Here is a 17,432-nt window from a genome sequence, read left to right as displayed (position 1 = left end):
CTGTAAAGCAATGACTGGCGGGAAAGTCTGGCAGCGGAGGATAACAGTATGGCTTAACCTGTCAAGGCAGGAGAATCAATAAGCCGCTTTTTATGACGCCTGACTAAACATCTGCGCTTTTCTGATACAACCCGTGCGTATGAATATACGCCAGCACCGGGGCAGGCAGCAGATCGTCACACGTTAAACCGTGTTGTAAACGCTCACGAATAAGGGTGGCGGAGATATCGAACCACGGGGTTTCCGCCAGATAAATCTTCCCGGCGGGCTGGTTGTGAAGATCCTCTACGTTATCGGTAAGATGGTCTTCAAGCCATTGCTGATACTGCTCTTCACGCATGGTCAGCGGATAGCCTGGGCGGCGGCAAACGAGCAGGTGGCTGTTCTCCAGAATGGTTTCATACTTGTGCCACCCAGGAAAGTTGAGCAGAGAATCCTGACCAATGATAAACGCCAGCGGCTGGTCAGGCCCTTGCTCGGCTCGCCACTCCTGCAGCGTTTGCGACGTCCACGAGGGGGTGTCGCGACGCAATTCCCGTTCATCAAGCCTGAAAAGCGGTTTATCCGCAATGGCAAGCGTTAGCATCTCTTTTCGCTGCTTGCTGGTTGCCTCAGGCTGAGGGCGGTGCGGCGGAACGTTATTGGGCATAATGGTGACGCGCTGCAGGCCGATCAAATTCGCCAGAATTTCCACCGGCTTAAGATGCCCGTAGTGTACCGGGTCAAAGGTGCCGCCATACAGGGCCTGTAAAGAGTGCATACTATCCATCAATAAATACGTCAGCCAGCGCCTTGTGGCAGAGCAGCAGGGAAAGGCTTTCCAGCTCCGCCCAGACCGACTGGCCGTAATCTTGTTTTAAGGTGAGCTCAGCGCGCATCAGAAGCTGGACAGCCTGACGAAGCTGTTCATGGCTCAGGCGGTTGACGGCCTCGGTGGTCATTGCGCGGCGATTTTGCCATACCCGGTGTTTATCAAACAGCGCGCGCAGCGGCGTATGGGCAGACTGTCGCTTGAGCGTAATCAGCAGCAACAGTTCACGCTGCAGCGTACGCAGCAGAATAACGGGCTCGCTGCCTTCCAGGCGCAGCTGCTGAAGGATATGCAGGGCGCGTTTACTTTTCGCGGCCAGCAATGCATCCACCCAGTGGAACGGCGTGAAGTGCGCGGCGTCATTAACGGCCTGCTCGACGCGGGGGAGTGTCAGTTTGCCATCCGGCCAGAGCAGGGAGAGTCTGTCCAGCGCCTGTGCCAGCGCCAGGAGGTTACCCTCATAGCAGTAGCAGAGCAGTTGATTTGCCGCATCATCCAGCTGAAGGTTGTTCTGCTTTGCTCTTGCGGCCACCCATTTTGGCAGATGCGCCTGCTCAGGTGTCTGACAGGTAACCAGCACCGCGTGGGTCGCCAGTTGAGTGAACCACGCGGCATTTTCCTGCGCTTTGGTGAGCTTATTGCCGCGGACAATTAACAGCAGATCGCTGTGTAGCAGGCTCACCAGAGTGGCAAGCTGCTCATTGATGGCCGCGTTAGGGCCGTTTTCCGGCAGCAGGATCTGAATTGTCTGACGCGACGCGAAAAGGCTCATCGCCTGACAGAGTGAGAAGAGGGCGTCCCAGTCGGTATTGTTATCCACCTGGACGGTATGGTGTTCATCAAAGCCCTGAGCACCTGCAGTATGTCGCACGGCATCCAGGCTTTCCTGCAGCAGTAAGGGATCGTTTCCAAGCAGCAGATACGCCGCGCGCAGCCCTTCATTGAGCTGCGCGCGGAGTTGTTCAGGATACAGCCTGATCATCAGTTACCCATAGAGGTAGAAACCGGGGGCGTACTGGCATCCGGTTTTTCAATAATGTCAGAGCCTTCTTTTGTCGACGCGGCAATACCTGGCAGTTTACGGATCAGCTGTTCCGCTGCCTTATCGTACATTTCGTTGATGATAATCTGCTGTTCGGCATCTTTCGCCAGCGCCGTTTGCGGGTTATCAAAGAACGAACGGTACACTTTTGTGCTGATCGGATAGATGTCTTTACCCGGGATCAGCACGGCTGCGTTAACAGTCATTACCATCTGATACTCTGCGGTACGGCCATCCTGGAAGATAGACGCTGTATCTTTGCTCAGGGTCGTCCCCAGAACGCGGAGAGACGGTACATCCTGGCGCAGTGTGTCTTTCTCAATGAGTTCAACACCGTTCAGGCGCAGTTGGTTACGAACTGCCCGGCTGAATGGGCCATTCGGATCTGATGAGTCGAAAATCATCGTTTTCATCTCAGCAGGCACTGCCGTGGTATTGCGCAGGTGCCAGCCACAGCCAGCGGTGACAAGCACCGCCAGTGATAAGAGTATTGTTGCCAGTTGTCGCACGTTTCCTCCCGCGCTTAGCCAACGACCAGATTGAGCAGTTTACCGGGTACGTAGATCACTTTACGTACGGTAACGCCCTCAAGATATTTCGCGACCAGAGGTTCCTGGCCTGCACGCTCGCGAACCTGTTCTTCGGTTGCGTCGACCGCCACGGTAATTTTACCGCGCACTTTGCCGTTGACCTGGACTACCACCAGCGTGGTGTTTTCCACCATTGCTGCTTCGTCCGCAACCGGCCACGGCGCGTTGTCGATATCGCCTTCGCCTTTCAGTTCCTGCCACAGAGTAAAGCTGACGTGTGGCGTGAACGGGTTCAGCATGCGAACGACGGCCAGCAGCGCTTCACGCATTAAGGCACGATCCTGCTCGCCATCCTGCGGGGCTTTCGCCAGCTTGTTCATCAGTTCCATAATAGCCGCAATTGCGGTATTGAAGGTCTGACGACGACCAATATCATCGGTGACTTTTGCAATTGTTTTATGAACATCACGACGCAGCGCCTGCTGATCTTCCGTCAGGGCAGCAGCGTTCAGCGCCGGAGCATCACCCTGTGCGGTATGTTCGTAAACCAGTTTCCAGACGCGTTTCAGGAAGCGGTTCGCGCCTTCAACACCGGATTCCTGCCACTCCAGCGTCATGTCAGCCGGAGAGGCAAACATCATGAACAGACGCACGGTATCTGCACCGTAACGCTCAACCATCACCTGCGGGTCGATACCGTTGTTTTTCGACTTGGACATCTTGCTCATGCCGGTATAAACCAGCTCATGACCTTCAGCGTCTGTCGCCTTCACGATACGGCCTTTCTCGTCGCGCTCTACGATCGCGTCCACCGGAGACACCCAGTTACGCTCGCCGTTCGCGCCAACGTAGTAGAAGGCATCAGCCAGCACCATGCCCTGACACAGCAGCTGTTTGGCTGGTTCGTCAGAATTCACCATGCCAGCATCGCGCATCAGCTTATGGAAGAAGCGGAAGTAGAGCAGGTGCATGATGGCGTGTTCGATGCCACCGATGTAGATGTCTACCGGCAGCCAGTAGTTGGCCGCGTCAGAATCCAGCATGCCTTCCTGATACTGAGGACAGGTGTAGCGTGCGTAATACCAGGAAGACTCCATAAAGGTGTCAAAGGTGTCGGTTTCACGCAGCGCAGGCTGGCCGTTAACGGTGGTTTTCGCCCACTCAGGATCGGCTTTGATCGGGCTGGTGATGCCGTCCATGACCACATCTTCCGGCAGGATCACCGGCAGTTGATCTTCTGGCGTCGGCATCACGGTGCCGTTTTCAAGGGTCACCATTGGAATTGGCGCGCCCCAGTAACGCTGACGGGAAACGCCCCAGTCGCGCAGACGGAAGTTGACTTTACGCTCACCTACGCCCAGCGAGGCCAGCTTGTCAGCGATGGCATTGAAGCCCTCTTCGAAGCTCAGTCCGCTAAATTCGCCGGAGTTGAACAGGGTGCCTTTTTCGGTCAATGCCTGCTCAGACAGGTCGGGTTCAGAACCGTCTGCGGCCAGGATAACCGGCTTAATGGTCAGGCCATATTTGGTGGCAAACTCATAGTCGCGCTGATCGTGTCCCGGAACGGCCATCACCGCACCGGTGCCGTATTCCATCAGTACAAAGTTCGCCGCCCAGACAGGAATAGCTTCACCCGTCAGCGGGTGAATCGCTTTAAAGCCGGTATCAACGCCTTTTTTCTCCATCGTCGCCATGTCGGCTTCAGCCACTTTGGTGTTGCGGCATTCGTCGATGAAAGTTGCCAGTTCCGGATTGTTCTCTGCCGCTTTCTGCGCCAGCGGGTGACCTGCGGCCACGGCCAGATAGGTCGCCCCCATAAAGGTGTCCGGACGGGTGGTGTAGACGGTCAGCGTTTGGTCGTAGTTCTCAACGTTGAAGGTAATTTCCACACCTTCAGAACGGCCGATCCAGTTGCGCTGCATGGTCTTAACGGTGTCAGGCCAGTGATCCAGTTTATCCAGATCGTTCAGCAGTTCGTCAGCGTAAGCGGTGATTTTGATAAACCACTGCGGGATCTCTTTACGCTCAACCTTGGTGTCACAGCGCCAGCAGCAGCCGTCGATAACCTGCTCGTTCGCCAGAACGGTCTGGTCATTTGGGCACCAGTTAACTGCAGACGTCTTCTTGTACACCAGGCCTTTTTTGTACAGCTCAGTGAAGAATTTCTGCTCCCAGCGGTAATATTCCGGGGTGCAGGTCGCCAGCTCGCGGCTCCAGTCATAGCCGAAGCCCAGCATTTTGAGCTGGTTTTTCATGTACGCGATGTTGTCGTACGTCCATGGTGCCGGTGCCGTATTGTTTTTTACTGCTGCGCCTTCTGCCGGCAGGCCGAACGCATCCCAGCCGATAGGCTGCAGCACGTTTTTGCCCAGCATACGCTGGTAACGGGCGATCACATCACCAATGGTGTAGTTACGCACGTGGCCCATGTGTAGTCGACCAGAAGGATAGGGAAGCATCGACAGGCAGTAATACTTCTCTTTGCTCTCGTCTTCGGTTACTTCAAAGGTGCGCTTCTCGTCCCAGTGTTGCTGGACTTTTGATTCTATCTCTTCCGGGCGGTATTGCTCTTGCATGGCAGCCAGTGGTCCTGTTTTTAATACAGCTACAAATGTAGCCAATGGATGTGGTAATTCAGATCCGCATAGCATAGCCCAAACGTCCGCGTCAAAACAGCCTTTCGCACAAAAGCACTTTGCAGGAATTTACCGGGTCTGTGCTTCACCTGACAAAGCGGCGGTGAAATAAGGTCTATTATTAGAGTTAGTTACTTACCCGGGAGGCAAAATGATGAACAAGGTTGCTCAATTTTACCGCGAGCTGGTGGCGACACTGACGGAGCGGCTGCGTAACGGCGAGCGTGATATTGATGCGCTGGTCGAACAGGCGCGTGCCCGCGTGACGCAAACGGGTGAGTTAACGCGAACCGAAGTGGAAGAGGTGACGCGTGCGGTACGTCGTGACCTGGAAGAGTTTGCGCGCAGCTATCAGGAGAGCCAGGAAGAGGTCTCGGACAGCGTGTTTATGCGGGTGATCAAAGAGAGCCTGTGGCAGGAGCTGGCGGATATCACCGATAAAACGCAGCTTGAGTGGCGCGAGGTGTTTCAGGATTTGAACCATCACGGTGTGTACCACAGCGGCGAAGTGGTAGGGTTGGGAAATCTGGTGTGTGAGAAATGTCATCACCACATCGCGGTGTATACGCCGGAGGTGCTGCCCTTGTGCCCGAAATGCGGTCACGACCAGTTCCAGCGCCGGCCGTTTGAGCCCTAGGTAAAAGCAAAACGGCAACTCTGTTGCCGTTTTTAGTGTTTGCTCCCTCTCCCCGTGGGAGAGGGTTGGGGTGAGGGCATCAGGCCGCACTATAGTAAGCCAGTCTCTCCGCCAGCAAATCTACAAACGCTTCCCGGTCGATATCCACCATCACCGCAGTATTCGGCTCGTTCCCCGTCAGCGAGTAGTAATCCACCACCGTCATTCCCTGGGTATATTTCCCCTGCGTTTCCACACCAACCCAGCGGTCAACCGTGGTAAACATCTCAGGTTTCAACAGCCAGGCAATCGTGCACGGGTCATGCAGCGGTGCGCCATGGAAGCCCCATTTCTCGGCTTTGTGGTACTCCATAAAGAAGTCGAGCAGTTCTGCCACAGTCGTTGCCACCGGATTACCCACAGAGCGGAAGCGTTCAATATCGTCTGCCATAATTTGGGCCCGATGCGTCACATCCAGCCCCGCCATCACAATCGGCAGACCGGACTGGAAAACGATCTCTGCGGCTTCAGGGTCAACATAGATATTGAACTCCGCGGCTGGCGTCCAGTTTCCGAGCCCCATTGCGCCGCCCATGATGACGATCCGGGCGATTTTACCGTGCAGTTCGGGATGGCTGTTAAGCAGCAAGGCCACGTTCGTCTGCGGACCTGTAGCCACCAGCGTCACGGGCTCTGCACTTTCGCGCAGCACCTTCGCCATCAACTCAACGGCGGTGCAGCCTTGTGGCGCGAAGCCCGGTTCCGGCAGTTCAGGGCCGTCCAGTCCACTTTCGCCATGAACGTTATCTGCAATGATCAGCTCGCGCATCAGCGGTTTCACGGCCCCGCCAGCGACAGGAATATCGGTGCGTTTGAGCAGGGTCAGCATGCGCAGCACGTTGCGCAAGGTTTTATCCGGCGTCTGATTTCCTGCGGATGAGGTAACCGCTTTTACGTCCAGTTCAGGGGAGGCAAGAGCGAGGACGAGAGCAATGGCGTCATCATGACCCGGATCGCAATCGAGAATAATAGGCTGTGCCATAGCGTTCTCCATACGTAGCGTTATTTTGTGACAAGGTTAACGCTGCAATGTGACGCCGACGAGAACAAGAGCGCGAAAGCGTGAGGCAGTGCGCAATCCGCAGATTGCGCACTGAGAAGATTAATGCAGGATTTTGGCGAGGAAATCTTTTGCACGTTCGGATTTCGGGTTCGCGAAGAACTCTTCTTTCGGCGAGTCTTCCACGATCTTCCCTTCGTCCATAAAGATGACGCGGTTGGCCACTTTACGGGCGAAGCCCATTTCGTGCGTCACCACCATCATGGTCATCCCTTCGTGCGCCAGCTCGACCATAACGTCGAGCACTTCGTTGATCATCTCTGGATCGAGTGCCGATGTTGGCTCATCAAACAGCATTGCCACCGGATCCATACACAGCGCGCGGGCGATCGCGACACGCTGCTGCTGACCACCCGAAAGCTGCGCCGGGAACTTATCGGCATGTGCAGAAAGCCCAACGCGCTCCAGAAGCTTAAGGCCTTTCTCACGCGATGCTTTTTTATCGCGCTTAAGCACTTTCACCTGCGCTAGCGTCAGGTTCTCGATGATGGAGAGGTGAGGGAACAGCTCAAAGTGCTGGAACACCATACCAACGTGAGAGCGAAGCTGGGCAAGGTTGGTTTTTTTGTCGTTTACTTTGGTGCCGTTAACAACAATTTCGCCCTGCTGCACAGGTTCCAGACCATTAACGGTTTTGATCAGCGTGGACTTACCGGAACCGGACGGGCCGCACACCACCACCACGTCGCCTTTTTTCACTTCCGTGGAGCAGTCGGTCAGCACCTGAAAGTGCCCATACCATTTAGAAACATTTTTCAGGGAAATCATTATACCGTCCTTTTCTTCAGCCAGCTGACCAACAGCGACGCGCTTAAACTAATCACAAAATAGACCGCGCCCGCGAAGAGCACCATCTCGACCTGCGTACCATCACGTTCACCGATGGTTGACGCGGTACGGAAGAAGTCTGCCAGACTCAGGACATACACCAGCGAGGTATCCTGGAACAGCACAATGCCCTGGGTCAGCAGGAGCGGAACCATGGCGCGAAACGCCTGCGGCAGAATAATCAGCTGCATGGACTGCCAGTGCGTCATCCCCAGCGCCAGCGCGGCGCTGGATTGCCCGCGGGAGATGCTCTGAATGCCCGCGCGGATAATCTCTGAGTAGTAAGCGGCCTCAAACATCGAGAACGCCACCATCGCCGAGATCAGGCGGATATCGGTTTTTGGTGACAGCCCCAGGACGTTTTGCAGAAAGCCGGGAACAATCAGGTAAAACCACAGCAGCACCATCACCAGCGGGATGGAGCGGAAAACGTTAACGTAGGCGGTCGCAAACCAGGCGAGCGGCTTAAAGCTCGACAGGCGCATCACCGCCAGCAGGGTGCCCCAGACGATACCAATGATGATGGCAATAACGGTGATTTTTAAGGTAATCACCAGGCCATCCAGCAGGTAAGGCATGGAAGGAACGATAGAACTCCAGTCAAATTCGTACATTATTTGCCCCCCAGATTGCCCGGCAGGCGTACTTTGCGTTCAACCAGGTTCATCACCAGCATGATGAAAGCGTTAATCAGAACATACGCGAGCGTGATCGCGGTGAAGGATTCCCACGCGTGAGCGGAGTAATCCAGCAGCTTGCCCGCCTGGGCCGCCATATCGACCAGGCCGATAGTGGAGGCGATGGCCGAGTTTTTCACCAGGTTCATCATCTCCGAGGTCATCGGTGGCACGATAACGCGGTAGGCATTAGGCAGCAGCACGTAGCGGTAGGTTTGCGGCAGGGTCAGACCCATCGCCAGACCCGCATTTTTTTGTCCGCGGGGTAATGACTGAATGGCGGCACGCACCTGCTCACAAACGCGCGCAGCGGTAAACAGCCCCAGACACATCATGGAGGAGACAAAGAACTGCACATTTGGATCCAGCTCCGACTTGAACCACATGCCAATATTTTCCGGCAGCAGTTCCGGGATAACCAGATACCAGGTAAAGAATTGCACGATGAGCGGAACGTTACGGAACAGTTCCACATAGAGCGTGCCCAGTGTTGAAAGAAAACGGTTAGGGACGGTGCGCAGAATACCGAACAGCGAACCGACAAGAAACGCGATAATCCACGCTGTTATCGATAGTGCCACGGTGACCTGGAAGCCGCTCCACAGCCAGCCAAGATAGGTGGTGTTGCCGAACGGGGCTTGTTGCAGGAATATGCCCCAGTTCCAGTCTATTGACATAATAAACTCCAGAAAAAAAAGGGTAGCAGCGCTACCCTCGAAGATTGGTGAGAAGCTCATTTTTCGCGCTGAGTGGGGAACGACCACTCAACGTATAGTCTGTCCATGCTTCCCGACAATCGAGAGGGCAGGAGATCCCGCCCCTGTTGTTCTAATTAGTTAAGAGCCTTGTCATTTGGAGATTTGAACAGCGCTTTCATGTCATCAGACAGTTCAAAGTTCATGTTGAGATTTTTTGGTGGAATCGGGTTCTTGAACCATTTGTCGAACCATTTTTCCGCTTCGCCGGAAGTCTGTACCTGGGCGATAGTGTCATCGATCAGCTTCTTGAACTGCGGATCGTCTTTACGCAGCATGCAGCCGTAAGCTTCTTTTGACTGCGCGGTGCCGACGATATCCCAGTTGTCTGGTTTTTTCGCTTTCGCACGCTCACCCGCCAGCAGGGCATCATCCATCATAAACGCGACGGCACGGCCACTTTCCAGGGTGCGGAAGGAGTCGCCATGGTCTTTCGCGCTGATGATGCGCATATCCATTTTCTTCTCGTCGTTCAGCTTGTGCAGCAGCACTTCTGAGGTGGTACCGGACGTTACGACGACCGCTTTGCCTTTCAGGTCAGCAAAATCTTTGATATCACCGCCTTTCTTCGTCAGCAGACGGGTGCCCACGACGAAGATGGTGTCAGAGAAAGCGGCCTGTTTCTGGCGCTCGAGGTTGTTGGTGGTCGAGCCACACTCAAAATCAAAGGTGCCGTTTTGCAGCAGTGGAATACGGTTCTGTGAAGTTATTGGGATCAGCTTCACCTGCAGGTCAGGTTTGTTCAGCTTTTTCTTCACAGCTTCAACGATGGCGTTGGAGTAATCCTGTGAATAGCCCACGACTTTTTGCGTGTTGTCGTAGTAAGAGAACGGGACGGAAGATTCACGGTGGCCGACCACGATGACGCCGTTTTTGGCAATCTTGTCGAGAGTACTGCCTGCTGCTGGAGCATCTTCAGCGTGAACCACGCCGGCAGACATTCCCATAACCAGCATTGCTGTGGCCAGTTTACGTAATTGCATACCCAACTCCTTTCTTATCAGCGCCAGTGACGCATTGATACCCATTGTGATGTTGTTATATCTCGCGCGATGCGAGTGCAGTGTTATGCAAGCTTGTTAACATTTAGTCTGGCTTAATGTAAAGATTTTGCTGCGTTATTGTTTATTTTTGCGAAGCGCGCCGCACCATTCAGAGGCAAATATCTCCCATTGCACCGTTTCGGTGCTACCGATGATCTACGCTGGTGCGACAAGGTTGCACGTTAAGCCAAACTGCGTTTGCGTGAATATACAAAGCAACTGGCGTGCCAGATTTGGCACTGGAAGGAATTTGTCGGGTGGCGGCTACGCCTTACGCGACCTACAGGAGTCAAAATGTAGGCCGGGTAAGCGTTAGCGCCACCCGGCAACAGAAGGTAAGATTAGCGACGACGCTGACGCAGGCTCATCAGCACGGCACCGAAACCGAACAGCGCGGTCAGGATCCACAGCGGCCAGTTACCGGTGCGTGCATACGGCGTCAGGCCGGTGGTTGGTGTGACTTTTGTGGTCAACACCTCACGGGTGAACTGCGGGATCATGGCCTGGATTTCACCCTGTGGACCAATCACGGCGGTGATGCCGTTGTTGGTGCTGCGCAGCAATGGGCGCGCCAGCTCCAGAGAACGCATACGCGCCATCTGGAAATGCTGCCACGGGCCGATAGATTTACCGAACCACGCATCGTTGGAGATGGTCAGCAGGTAGTCGGTATCCGGGCGGAAGTTATCGCGAACCTGCTCGCCGAGAATGATTTCGTAGCAGATGGCCGCCGTCAGGGCAAGGCCGTGCGCATGCAGCTGGGGCTGTACGTACGGGCCACGGCTGAAGGAGGACATCGGCAGATCAAAGAACGGCGCCAGCGGGCGCAGAATCGACTCCAGCGGAACAAATTCACCAAACGGCACCAGGTGGTTCTTGTTGTACCGATCCGTGGAGTTGTAGCTGTATTCGCTGTCTTTGCCGAGCGTAATGATGGTGTTGTAGGTGTCATAACGGTTCTGCTGATTCAGACGCGCATCGACAATCCCGGTAATCAGCGTGCTGCCGCGAGCCAGCAGCAAGTCGTTCATCATGTTCAGGAACGGCTGCTGATTGATCTCCAGATCGGGAATGGCGGATTCCGGCCAGATGATCAGCTGCGATTTACCCATCACCTCTTCGGTGGCGTTGGCGTAGATCTTCAGCGTGTTCAGCAGCTCTTTTTCATCCCACTTCATAGATTGCGGGATATTTCCCTGTACCATAGAAACCTGCATGGTGCGCTCAGGCTCAGGCGTGAACCACTGGATATACCGCAGCGGGAAGGGCAGGGCAAACAGCACCAGCGCCACGGCCAGCGGTTTCCAGCAACGCGTGACCAGCGCCAGGATCAGCAGGCCGCTCACCACCATCAGCAGGAAGTTGATTGTCTCAACGCCCATGACCGGGGCCAGGCCTTTCAGCGGGCCATCAATCTGGCTGTAGCCGAACTGCAGCCACGGGAAGCCGGTCAGCACCCAACCGCGCAGGAATTCGGTGATCTGCCAGACCACCGGCGCGGCAATGGCGACGCGCAGCCAGGTGGTTTTAGGCCACAGGCGGGAAAGGATCCCTGCGAACAGACCAGTATACAGTGAGAGATATGCCGCGAGCAGGACGACCAGGAAGACGTTAACCGGGCCCGGCATACCGCCAAACTGGGCGATGCTGACGTAGACCCAGTTAATGCCGGAGCCAAAGAGCCCCAGTCCCCAGAAGTAACCGATGGCGGCAGCCTGTACCGGACGCCGGTTCAGGGTCAGACCCTGAAGCCCCATCAGGGAGAGAATAGCCGCAGGCCAGATATCGTAAGGAGAAAAAGCCAGCGTACCGCTGGCTCCGAGTAACAGCGCCAGCAGCAAACGGACGCGCTGGCGTTCAAGTAATGGGGCAAATGCCATTTACATTAATCTTCCAGTTTTGGCACCGGTGAGTCGTCCGGCGTTCTGACATGAACCTGTATAATACGGCGGCTGTCGGCCATTGCCACTTTGAACTGGTAACCGTCGATGTCAACGGTTTCACCGCGCGCCGGAAGGTGGCCAAAGGCCTGCATCACCAGCCCGCCAATGGTATCGACCTCTTCATCACTGAAGTGAGTGCCGAAAGCGTCGTTGAAGTCCTCGATCGAGGCCAGCGCGCGCACGGTCCAGGTGTGGCGGCTGAGCTGACGGAAGTCGATATCTTCCTCTTCGTCATACTCATCTTCGATTTCACCCACGATCAGCTCAAGAATATCCTCGATCGTGACCAGTCCGGAAACGCCGCCAAATTCATCAATAACAATCGCCATGTGGTAACGCTGAGAGCGAAACTCTTTCAGCATCCGGTCCACACGTTTACTTTCCGGCACAACCACGGCCTGGCGTAACACTTTTTCCATGCTGAAGGCTTCGGCATCACTGCGCATAAACGGCAGCAGATCTTTCGCCATCAAAATCCCTTCGATGTGATCTTTATCTTCGCTGATGACCGGGAAACGCGAGTGGGCGGATTCGATGATCACATCGAGGCACTCGTCCAGGGTCTGGTTACGTTTCAGGGTGATCATCTGCGAGCGGGGGATCATGATATCGCGAACACGCTGGTCAGCAATGTCCATCACCCCTTCGAGCATTTCGCGCGTATCTTCGTCGATAAGGTCGTTTTGCCCGGAATCACGAATCAGCTCCAGCAGTTCATCACGGTTCTTGGGTTCGCCGTGGAAAAGCTGGTTCAGAATGAGGGAGAAAAATCCCTTTTTAGTGTTTGTCGTGTCGCTACTGTGTGAATTGTCGTCGCTCATGGCGTTTGTTAAGGGTTCTCTTGTTAGTTCAACATTTACCGCCACGCGAATTCCCTGCGCGGCGGCATAGTCGTCAGTAAGTTAACTGACTATTCTTTCTCGGCAATGTACGGATCCTCATAGCCCAGAGCAAGCATTATCTCTGTCTCGAGGGACTCCATCTCTTCCGCTTCGTCATCTTCAATATGATCGTAGCCAAGCAGATGCAGGCTGCCATGCACCACCATATGCGCCCAGTGGGCTTCCAGCGGCTTTTGCTGCTCTTTGGCTTCCTGTTCAACCACCTGACGGCAGATGATCAGATCCCCCAGCAGCGGCATCTCGATACCCGGCGGGGCTTCGAACGGGAAAGAGAGCACGTTGGTTGGCTTATCTTTCCCACGGTAAGTCAGGTTAAGCTCATGGCTTTCTGCCTCATCCACCAGGCGAATCGTCACTTCTGATTCTTCCTGAAACTGGGGGATAACGGCATCCAGCCATTTCTGAAACTGTGCCTCATCTGGCATACCGGAATTGTCTTCACAGGCCAGCTGTAAATCGAGGATCACCTGACTCATTTCTGTTCTTGCTCCTGCGCGTCGCGCTTACGTTCTGCGGCCAGTTCGGCCCTGCGTTTTTGATCCGCCTCTTCCCAGGCTTCATAGGCGTTAACGATGCGCGCAACCACCGGATGGCGTACCACGTCTTCACTGTGGAAGAAGTTAAAGCTGATTTCATCGACTTCGGCCAGCACTTCAATGGCGTGGCGCAGGCCCGATTTGGTGCTGCGCGGCAGGTCGATCTGGGTAACGTCACCGGTGATGACCGCTTTCGAGTTAAAGCCAATACGCGTCAGGAACATCTTCATCTGTTCGATGGTGGTGTTCTGGCTTTCATCAAGAATGATGAACGCGTCGTTTAACGTGCGACCACGCATGTAGGCGAGTGGGGCCACTTCAATCACGTTACGCTCAATCAGCTTTTCGACCTTCTCAAAGCCGAGCATCTCGAACAGCGCATCGTATAAAGGACGCAGATACGGGTCGACCTTCTGACTCAGGTCGCCCGGCAGGAAGCCCAGTTTTTCACCCGCTTCCACCGCCGGACGGGTCAGCAGGATACGGCGGATTTCCTGACGTTCAAGCGCATCCACCGCCGCGGCAACGGCCAGATAGGTTTTACCCGTACCCGCCGGCCCCACGCCGAAGGTGATGTCGTGGTCGAGAATATTGGCGATGTACTGCGCCTGGTTTGGCGTACGCGGCTTAATGACGCCACGCTTGGTCTTGATGTTGATGGCCTTACCGTAGTCCGGCACACTTTCCGCGCTCTGCTCAAGCACGCGCGCCTCTTTAATGGCGAGGTGAATTTGTTCCGGTTCGATATCCTGAATTTCGCCGCGCATCGGGGCGGTATCGACATACAGGCTGCGCAGGATATCTGCAGCCGCATTGACGCAGATAGGGCGTCCGGTAAGTTTGAAGTGATTATCGCGACGATTGATTTCGATACCCAGACGTCGCTCCAGTTGTTTGATGTTGTCATCAAACGGTCCGCACAGGCTCAGCAGGCGAGCGTTGTCTGCGGGCGTTAGGCTGATTTCACGCGTATCTATGTTCAAACTGTTCCTCTTTGATTGGTTAGCTGACCCGCTGCCACCCGGCGTAATAAAACGGTCATTACCGAAATTATTCACGCCATAGAATAAAGGCGCAAGCATTGCAGATGATATTGGGGACGATGAGAGGAAATACAAGGCCTGCCGAAGCGGCAGGCCCGAAGGATTAAGGCTGGTAAATCCCCACGCCAGAATCGTTTTCTTTGCGGGTACGCGAAATGACGGATTCCGGTGACTCGGCAATACGCAGGCCCATTTCGTCTTCAGTGCGGACCACTTTCGCACGCAGTGAGTTGGTGAGCACTTCGACAATCTCAACGTCCACAAATTTACCGATCATATCCGGGGTGCCTTCAAAGTTCACCACGCGGTTGTTTTCTGTACGACCGGAGAGTTCCATAATGCTCTTGCGCGAGGTGCCTTCTACCAGTATGCGCTGGACGGTGCCGAGCATACGGCGGCTCCAGGCGTTGGCCTGCTGGTTGATGCGCTCCTGCAGAATATACAGACGCTGCTTTTTCTCTTCTTCCGGCACATCGTCAACCATATCGGCCGCAGGGGTTCCAGGACGCGCGGAGAAGATGAAGCTGTAGCTGACGTCAAAATTCACTTCACCAATGAGCTTCATGGTGCGCTCGAAGTCATCCGCGGTTTCACCAGGGAAGCCGACAATAAAGTCGGAGCTTATCTGGATATCCGGACGCGCTTCACGCAGCTTACGGATGGTGGATTTGTACTCCAGAACCGTATGCGGACGGCCCATCAGGTTCAGAACGCGGTCAGAGCCGCACTGAATCGGCAGATGCAGGAAGCTCACCAGCTCTGGCGTATCGCGATAGACATCAATGATGTCATCGGTGAATTCCATCGGATGGCTGGTGGTAAAGCGAATACGGTCGATACCGTCAATCGCGGCCACCAGGCGCAGCAGTTCAGCAAAGGTGCCGGTGGTGCCGTCGTAGTTTTCCCCACGCCAGGCGTTAACGTTCTGGCCCAGCAGGTTCACTTCGCGAACGCCCTGCGCGGCAAGCTGCGCGATTTCAAACAGAATATCGTCTGCCGGGCGGCTGACTTCTTCACCACGGGTGTAAGGCACCACACAGTAAGTGCAGTATTTGTTGCAGCCTTCCATGATGGAAACGAAAGCGGTCGGGCCATCTGCGCGCGGTTCTGGCAGACGGTCAAATTTCTCGATCTCCGGGAAGCTGACGTCAACGACCGGGCTACGATTACCGCGAACCTGGTTGATCATCTCCGGCAGGCGGTGCAGGGTCTGCGGGCCAAAGACGATATCCACATAGGGGGCTCTCTGGCGGATCAGCTTACCTTCCTGTGATGCGACGCAACCGCCCACGCCGATGATCAGGTCCGGATTTTTTCGTTTGAGAAGTTTCCAGCGGCCTAACACGTGGAAGACTTTTTCCTGCGCTTTTTCACGAATTGAACAGGTGTTCAGCAGCAACACGTCGGCTTCTTTCGGATTTTCAGTCAGCTGGTATCCGTGGGTGGTGTCCAGCAGATCGGCCATCTTGGATGAATCGTATTCGTTCATCTGACAGCCCCAGGTTTTTATATGGAGTTTTTTAGTCATCGACTTGCTCAGCTCAGGATTGCAAGCCGCGTATTGTAATGCTTTGGTGGGGTTGTGACCAGTATGAAGGTTATGTGTCTCAGGACTGCAAAAATCCGGTAAACTTAAGGGATTCTCCAATAAGGAAAAATGACCATGACACTCCAACACACCGAAGTTGCCGTTGTCGGCGGCGGTATGGTCGGCGGCGCACTGGCGCTGGGGCTGGCGCAGCAGGGATTTGAGGTAACGGTAATTGAACAGGCTGCACCGCCGGCATTCGATCCCGCCAGCAAGCCGGATGTGCGCATTTCTGCTATCAGCGCGGCGTCGGTCGATCTGCTGCGCGGTCTGGGCGTCTGGGAAACGGTGCAGGCGATGCGTGCGCATCCCTACAGCCGTCTTGAAACCTGGGAGTGGGAAAATGCCCACGTTGCGTTTGATGCTGCGGAGCTGAAGCTGCCGCGCCTGGGCTACATGGTGGAAAACAATGTGCTCCAGCTGGCGCTCTGGCAGGCCCTGGAGGCGCACCCGAAGGTGACGCTGCGTGTTCCTGCGTCACTTAAGGCACTTCATACTCACGAAAGCGGCTATTTGCTGACGCTCGACAGCGGTGATGAGCTGGCTGTGAAGCTGGTCGTCGGGGCGGATGGTGCCAATTCTCAGGTCAGACAGATGGCAGGTATTGGGGTACATGCCTGGCAGTATGAGCAGTCTTGTATGCTGATTACCGTCCAGTGTGAGAATTCGCCGGGTGAGAGCACCTGGCAGCACTTTACGCCGAATGGCCCGCATGCCTTTTTACCGCTATTTGATCATTGGGCGTCACTGGTGTGGTACGACAAACCGGCGCGCATTCGCCAGCTACAAGGGCTTTCAATGGAACAACTGCAGCGCGAGATCCTGCTGCACTTCCCGAGCCGTCTGGGGCATATCACGCCAGTCGCCGCTGGCGCATTCCCGCTCACGCGACGTCACGCTTTGCAGTATGCCCGTGACGGGCTGGCGCTGGTGGGGGATGCGGCACACACCATACACCCGCTGGCCGGGCAGGGGGTAAATCTTGGGTATCGTGACGTTGACGCGTTACTGGACGTTTTAAGTCATGCGCGCGGGCATGCGGAAGCGTGGTCCAGCCATCAGGTACTGAAGCGTTACCAGACGCGACGTATGGCGGATAATTTTATTATGCAGTCGGGAATGGATCTGTTCTATGCCGGGTTCAGCAATGACTTAGCGCCAGTACGTATTCTGCGTAACATTGGCCTCATGGCGGCGGAACGTGCCGGTGGGTTGAAACGTCAGGCCCTGAAATACGCTCTCGGACTTTAATCGCTGCTTCGACTATTCCCTCGCCCCTTTGGGGAGAGGGGTAGGGTGAGGGGGCATCAGGCCGCACAAACAACAAAAACAAAAAAGCCCGCAGAGCGGGCTTATTTGTTT

General features: G+C 55.1%; 16 protein-coding genes. 2 read left to right on the top strand and 14 right to left on the bottom strand.

The annotated features are described in order from the left end of the window. Positions 1-103: 103 nt before the first annotated feature. Genes nadD through leuS form a run of 4 tightly spaced genes read right to left on the bottom strand, consistent with a single transcriptional unit; the run spans position 104 to position 4,959 of the window. On the bottom strand, positions 104-769 hold the full coding sequence (gene nadD, locus ACOTY9_RS10400) for a nicotinate-nucleotide adenylyltransferase (RefSeq protein ID WP_032637195.1): 666 nt from the start codon (positions 767-769) through the stop codon (positions 104-106). Next, positions 762-1,793 carry a DNA polymerase III subunit delta gene (gene holA / locus ACOTY9_RS10395; protein WP_023332393.1) on the bottom strand — a complete coding sequence of 344 codons (1,032 nt, stop codon included), beginning with the start codon at positions 1,791-1,793 and terminating at the stop codon, positions 762-764. Before holA ends, nadD begins: the two co-directional genes overlap by 8 nt. Next, the gene (gene lptE, locus ACOTY9_RS10390; protein ID WP_014882997.1) at positions 1,793-2,362 is read right to left on the bottom strand and encodes an LPS assembly lipoprotein LptE; all 570 of its coding nucleotides are present in this window, start codon (positions 2,360-2,362) and stop codon (positions 1,793-1,795) included. Before lptE ends, holA begins: the two co-directional genes overlap by 1 nt. 14 nt (positions 2,363-2,376) lie before the next feature. Continuing rightward, the gene (gene leuS / locus ACOTY9_RS10385) at positions 2,377-4,959 is read right to left on the bottom strand and encodes a leucine--tRNA ligase (protein ID WP_348565691.1); all 2,583 of its coding nucleotides are present in this window, start codon (positions 4,957-4,959) and stop codon (positions 2,377-2,379) included. Positions 4,960-5,173: 214 nt separating this feature from the next. On the opposite strand from leuS, the gene ACOTY9_RS10380 reads away from it, so the two are divergent. Beyond that, positions 5,174-5,656, top strand: coding sequence for a zinc ribbon-containing protein (locus ACOTY9_RS10380; RefSeq protein WP_014882999.1), 483 nt, complete (start codon positions 5,174-5,176; stop codon positions 5,654-5,656). 79 nt (positions 5,657-5,735) lie between these two features. On the opposite strand, the gene rihA is transcribed toward ACOTY9_RS10380, so the two are convergent. From rihA to miaB, 10 genes are all read right to left on the bottom strand, one after another. Further along, entirely contained in the window at positions 5,736-6,677 is a 942-nt protein-coding gene (gene rihA / locus ACOTY9_RS10375; RefSeq protein WP_014883000.1) for a pyrimidine-specific ribonucleoside hydrolase RihA, read from the bottom strand. Between the two features lie 120 nt (positions 6,678-6,797). After that, entirely contained in the window at positions 6,798-7,523 is a 726-nt protein-coding gene (locus tag ACOTY9_RS10370; RefSeq protein WP_014883001.1) for an amino acid ABC transporter ATP-binding protein, read from the bottom strand. Continuing rightward, positions 7,523-8,197, bottom strand: coding sequence for a glutamate/aspartate ABC transporter permease GltK (gltK, locus tag ACOTY9_RS10365; protein WP_014883002.1), 675 nt, complete (start codon positions 8,195-8,197; stop codon positions 7,523-7,525). The genes ACOTY9_RS10370 and gltK overlap by 1 nt, the downstream gene beginning before the upstream one ends. Next, positions 8,197-8,937, bottom strand: a complete 741-nt coding sequence (gltJ, locus tag ACOTY9_RS10360) for a glutamate/aspartate ABC transporter permease GltJ (RefSeq protein WP_014883003.1) — start codon at positions 8,935-8,937, stop codon at positions 8,197-8,199. Before gltJ ends, gltK begins: the two co-directional genes overlap by 1 nt. A 155-nt stretch (positions 8,938-9,092) precedes the next feature. Beyond that, positions 9,093-9,998: an amino acid ABC transporter substrate-binding protein gene (locus tag ACOTY9_RS10355; protein WP_014883004.1), complete on the bottom strand. Its 906-nt coding sequence runs from the start codon at positions 9,996-9,998 to the stop codon at positions 9,093-9,095. 401 nt (positions 9,999-10,399) lie between these two features. Further along, entirely contained in the window at positions 10,400-11,938 is a 1,539-nt protein-coding gene (lnt, locus tag ACOTY9_RS10350; RefSeq protein WP_348565690.1) for an apolipoprotein N-acyltransferase, read from the bottom strand. 5 nt (positions 11,939-11,943) lie between these two features. Next, positions 11,944-12,822, bottom strand: a complete 879-nt coding sequence (corC, locus tag ACOTY9_RS10345; RefSeq protein WP_014883006.1) for a CNNM family magnesium/cobalt transport protein CorC — start codon at positions 12,820-12,822, stop codon at positions 11,944-11,946. A gap of 89 nt (positions 12,823-12,911) precedes the next feature. Beyond that, the gene (ybeY, locus tag ACOTY9_RS10340; protein WP_008501052.1) at positions 12,912-13,379 is read right to left on the bottom strand and encodes an rRNA maturation RNase YbeY; all 468 of its coding nucleotides are present in this window, start codon (positions 13,377-13,379) and stop codon (positions 12,912-12,914) included. Further along, a complete protein-coding gene (locus tag ACOTY9_RS10335) occupies positions 13,376-14,422 on the bottom strand; it encodes a PhoH family protein (RefSeq protein WP_014883007.1) in 1,047 nt (348 codons plus the stop codon). Before ACOTY9_RS10335 ends, ybeY begins: the two co-directional genes overlap by 4 nt. Before the next feature lie 163 nt (positions 14,423-14,585). Further along, the gene (gene miaB / locus ACOTY9_RS10330; RefSeq protein WP_014883008.1) at positions 14,586-16,010 is read right to left on the bottom strand and encodes a tRNA (N6-isopentenyl adenosine(37)-C2)-methylthiotransferase MiaB; all 1,425 of its coding nucleotides are present in this window, start codon (positions 16,008-16,010) and stop codon (positions 14,586-14,588) included. Positions 16,011-16,145: 135 nt separating this feature from the next. Between miaB and ubiF the strand changes: the two genes are divergently transcribed. Next, complete coding sequence (ubiF, locus tag ACOTY9_RS10325) at positions 16,146-17,321, top strand: 3-demethoxyubiquinol 3-hydroxylase (RefSeq protein ID WP_048997021.1); 1,176 nt, start codon at positions 16,146-16,148, stop codon at positions 17,319-17,321. Positions 17,322-17,432 lie beyond the last annotated feature (111 nt).

Origin of the sequence: Enterobacter cloacae complex sp. SHL012, assembly GCF_049237505.1 — a bacterium.
In the GTDB taxonomy this organism is placed as follows: Bacteria; Pseudomonadota; Gammaproteobacteria; order Enterobacterales; family Enterobacteriaceae; genus Enterobacter; species Enterobacter kobei.
This window is presented reverse-complemented; position numbering and strand designations above follow the sequence as displayed.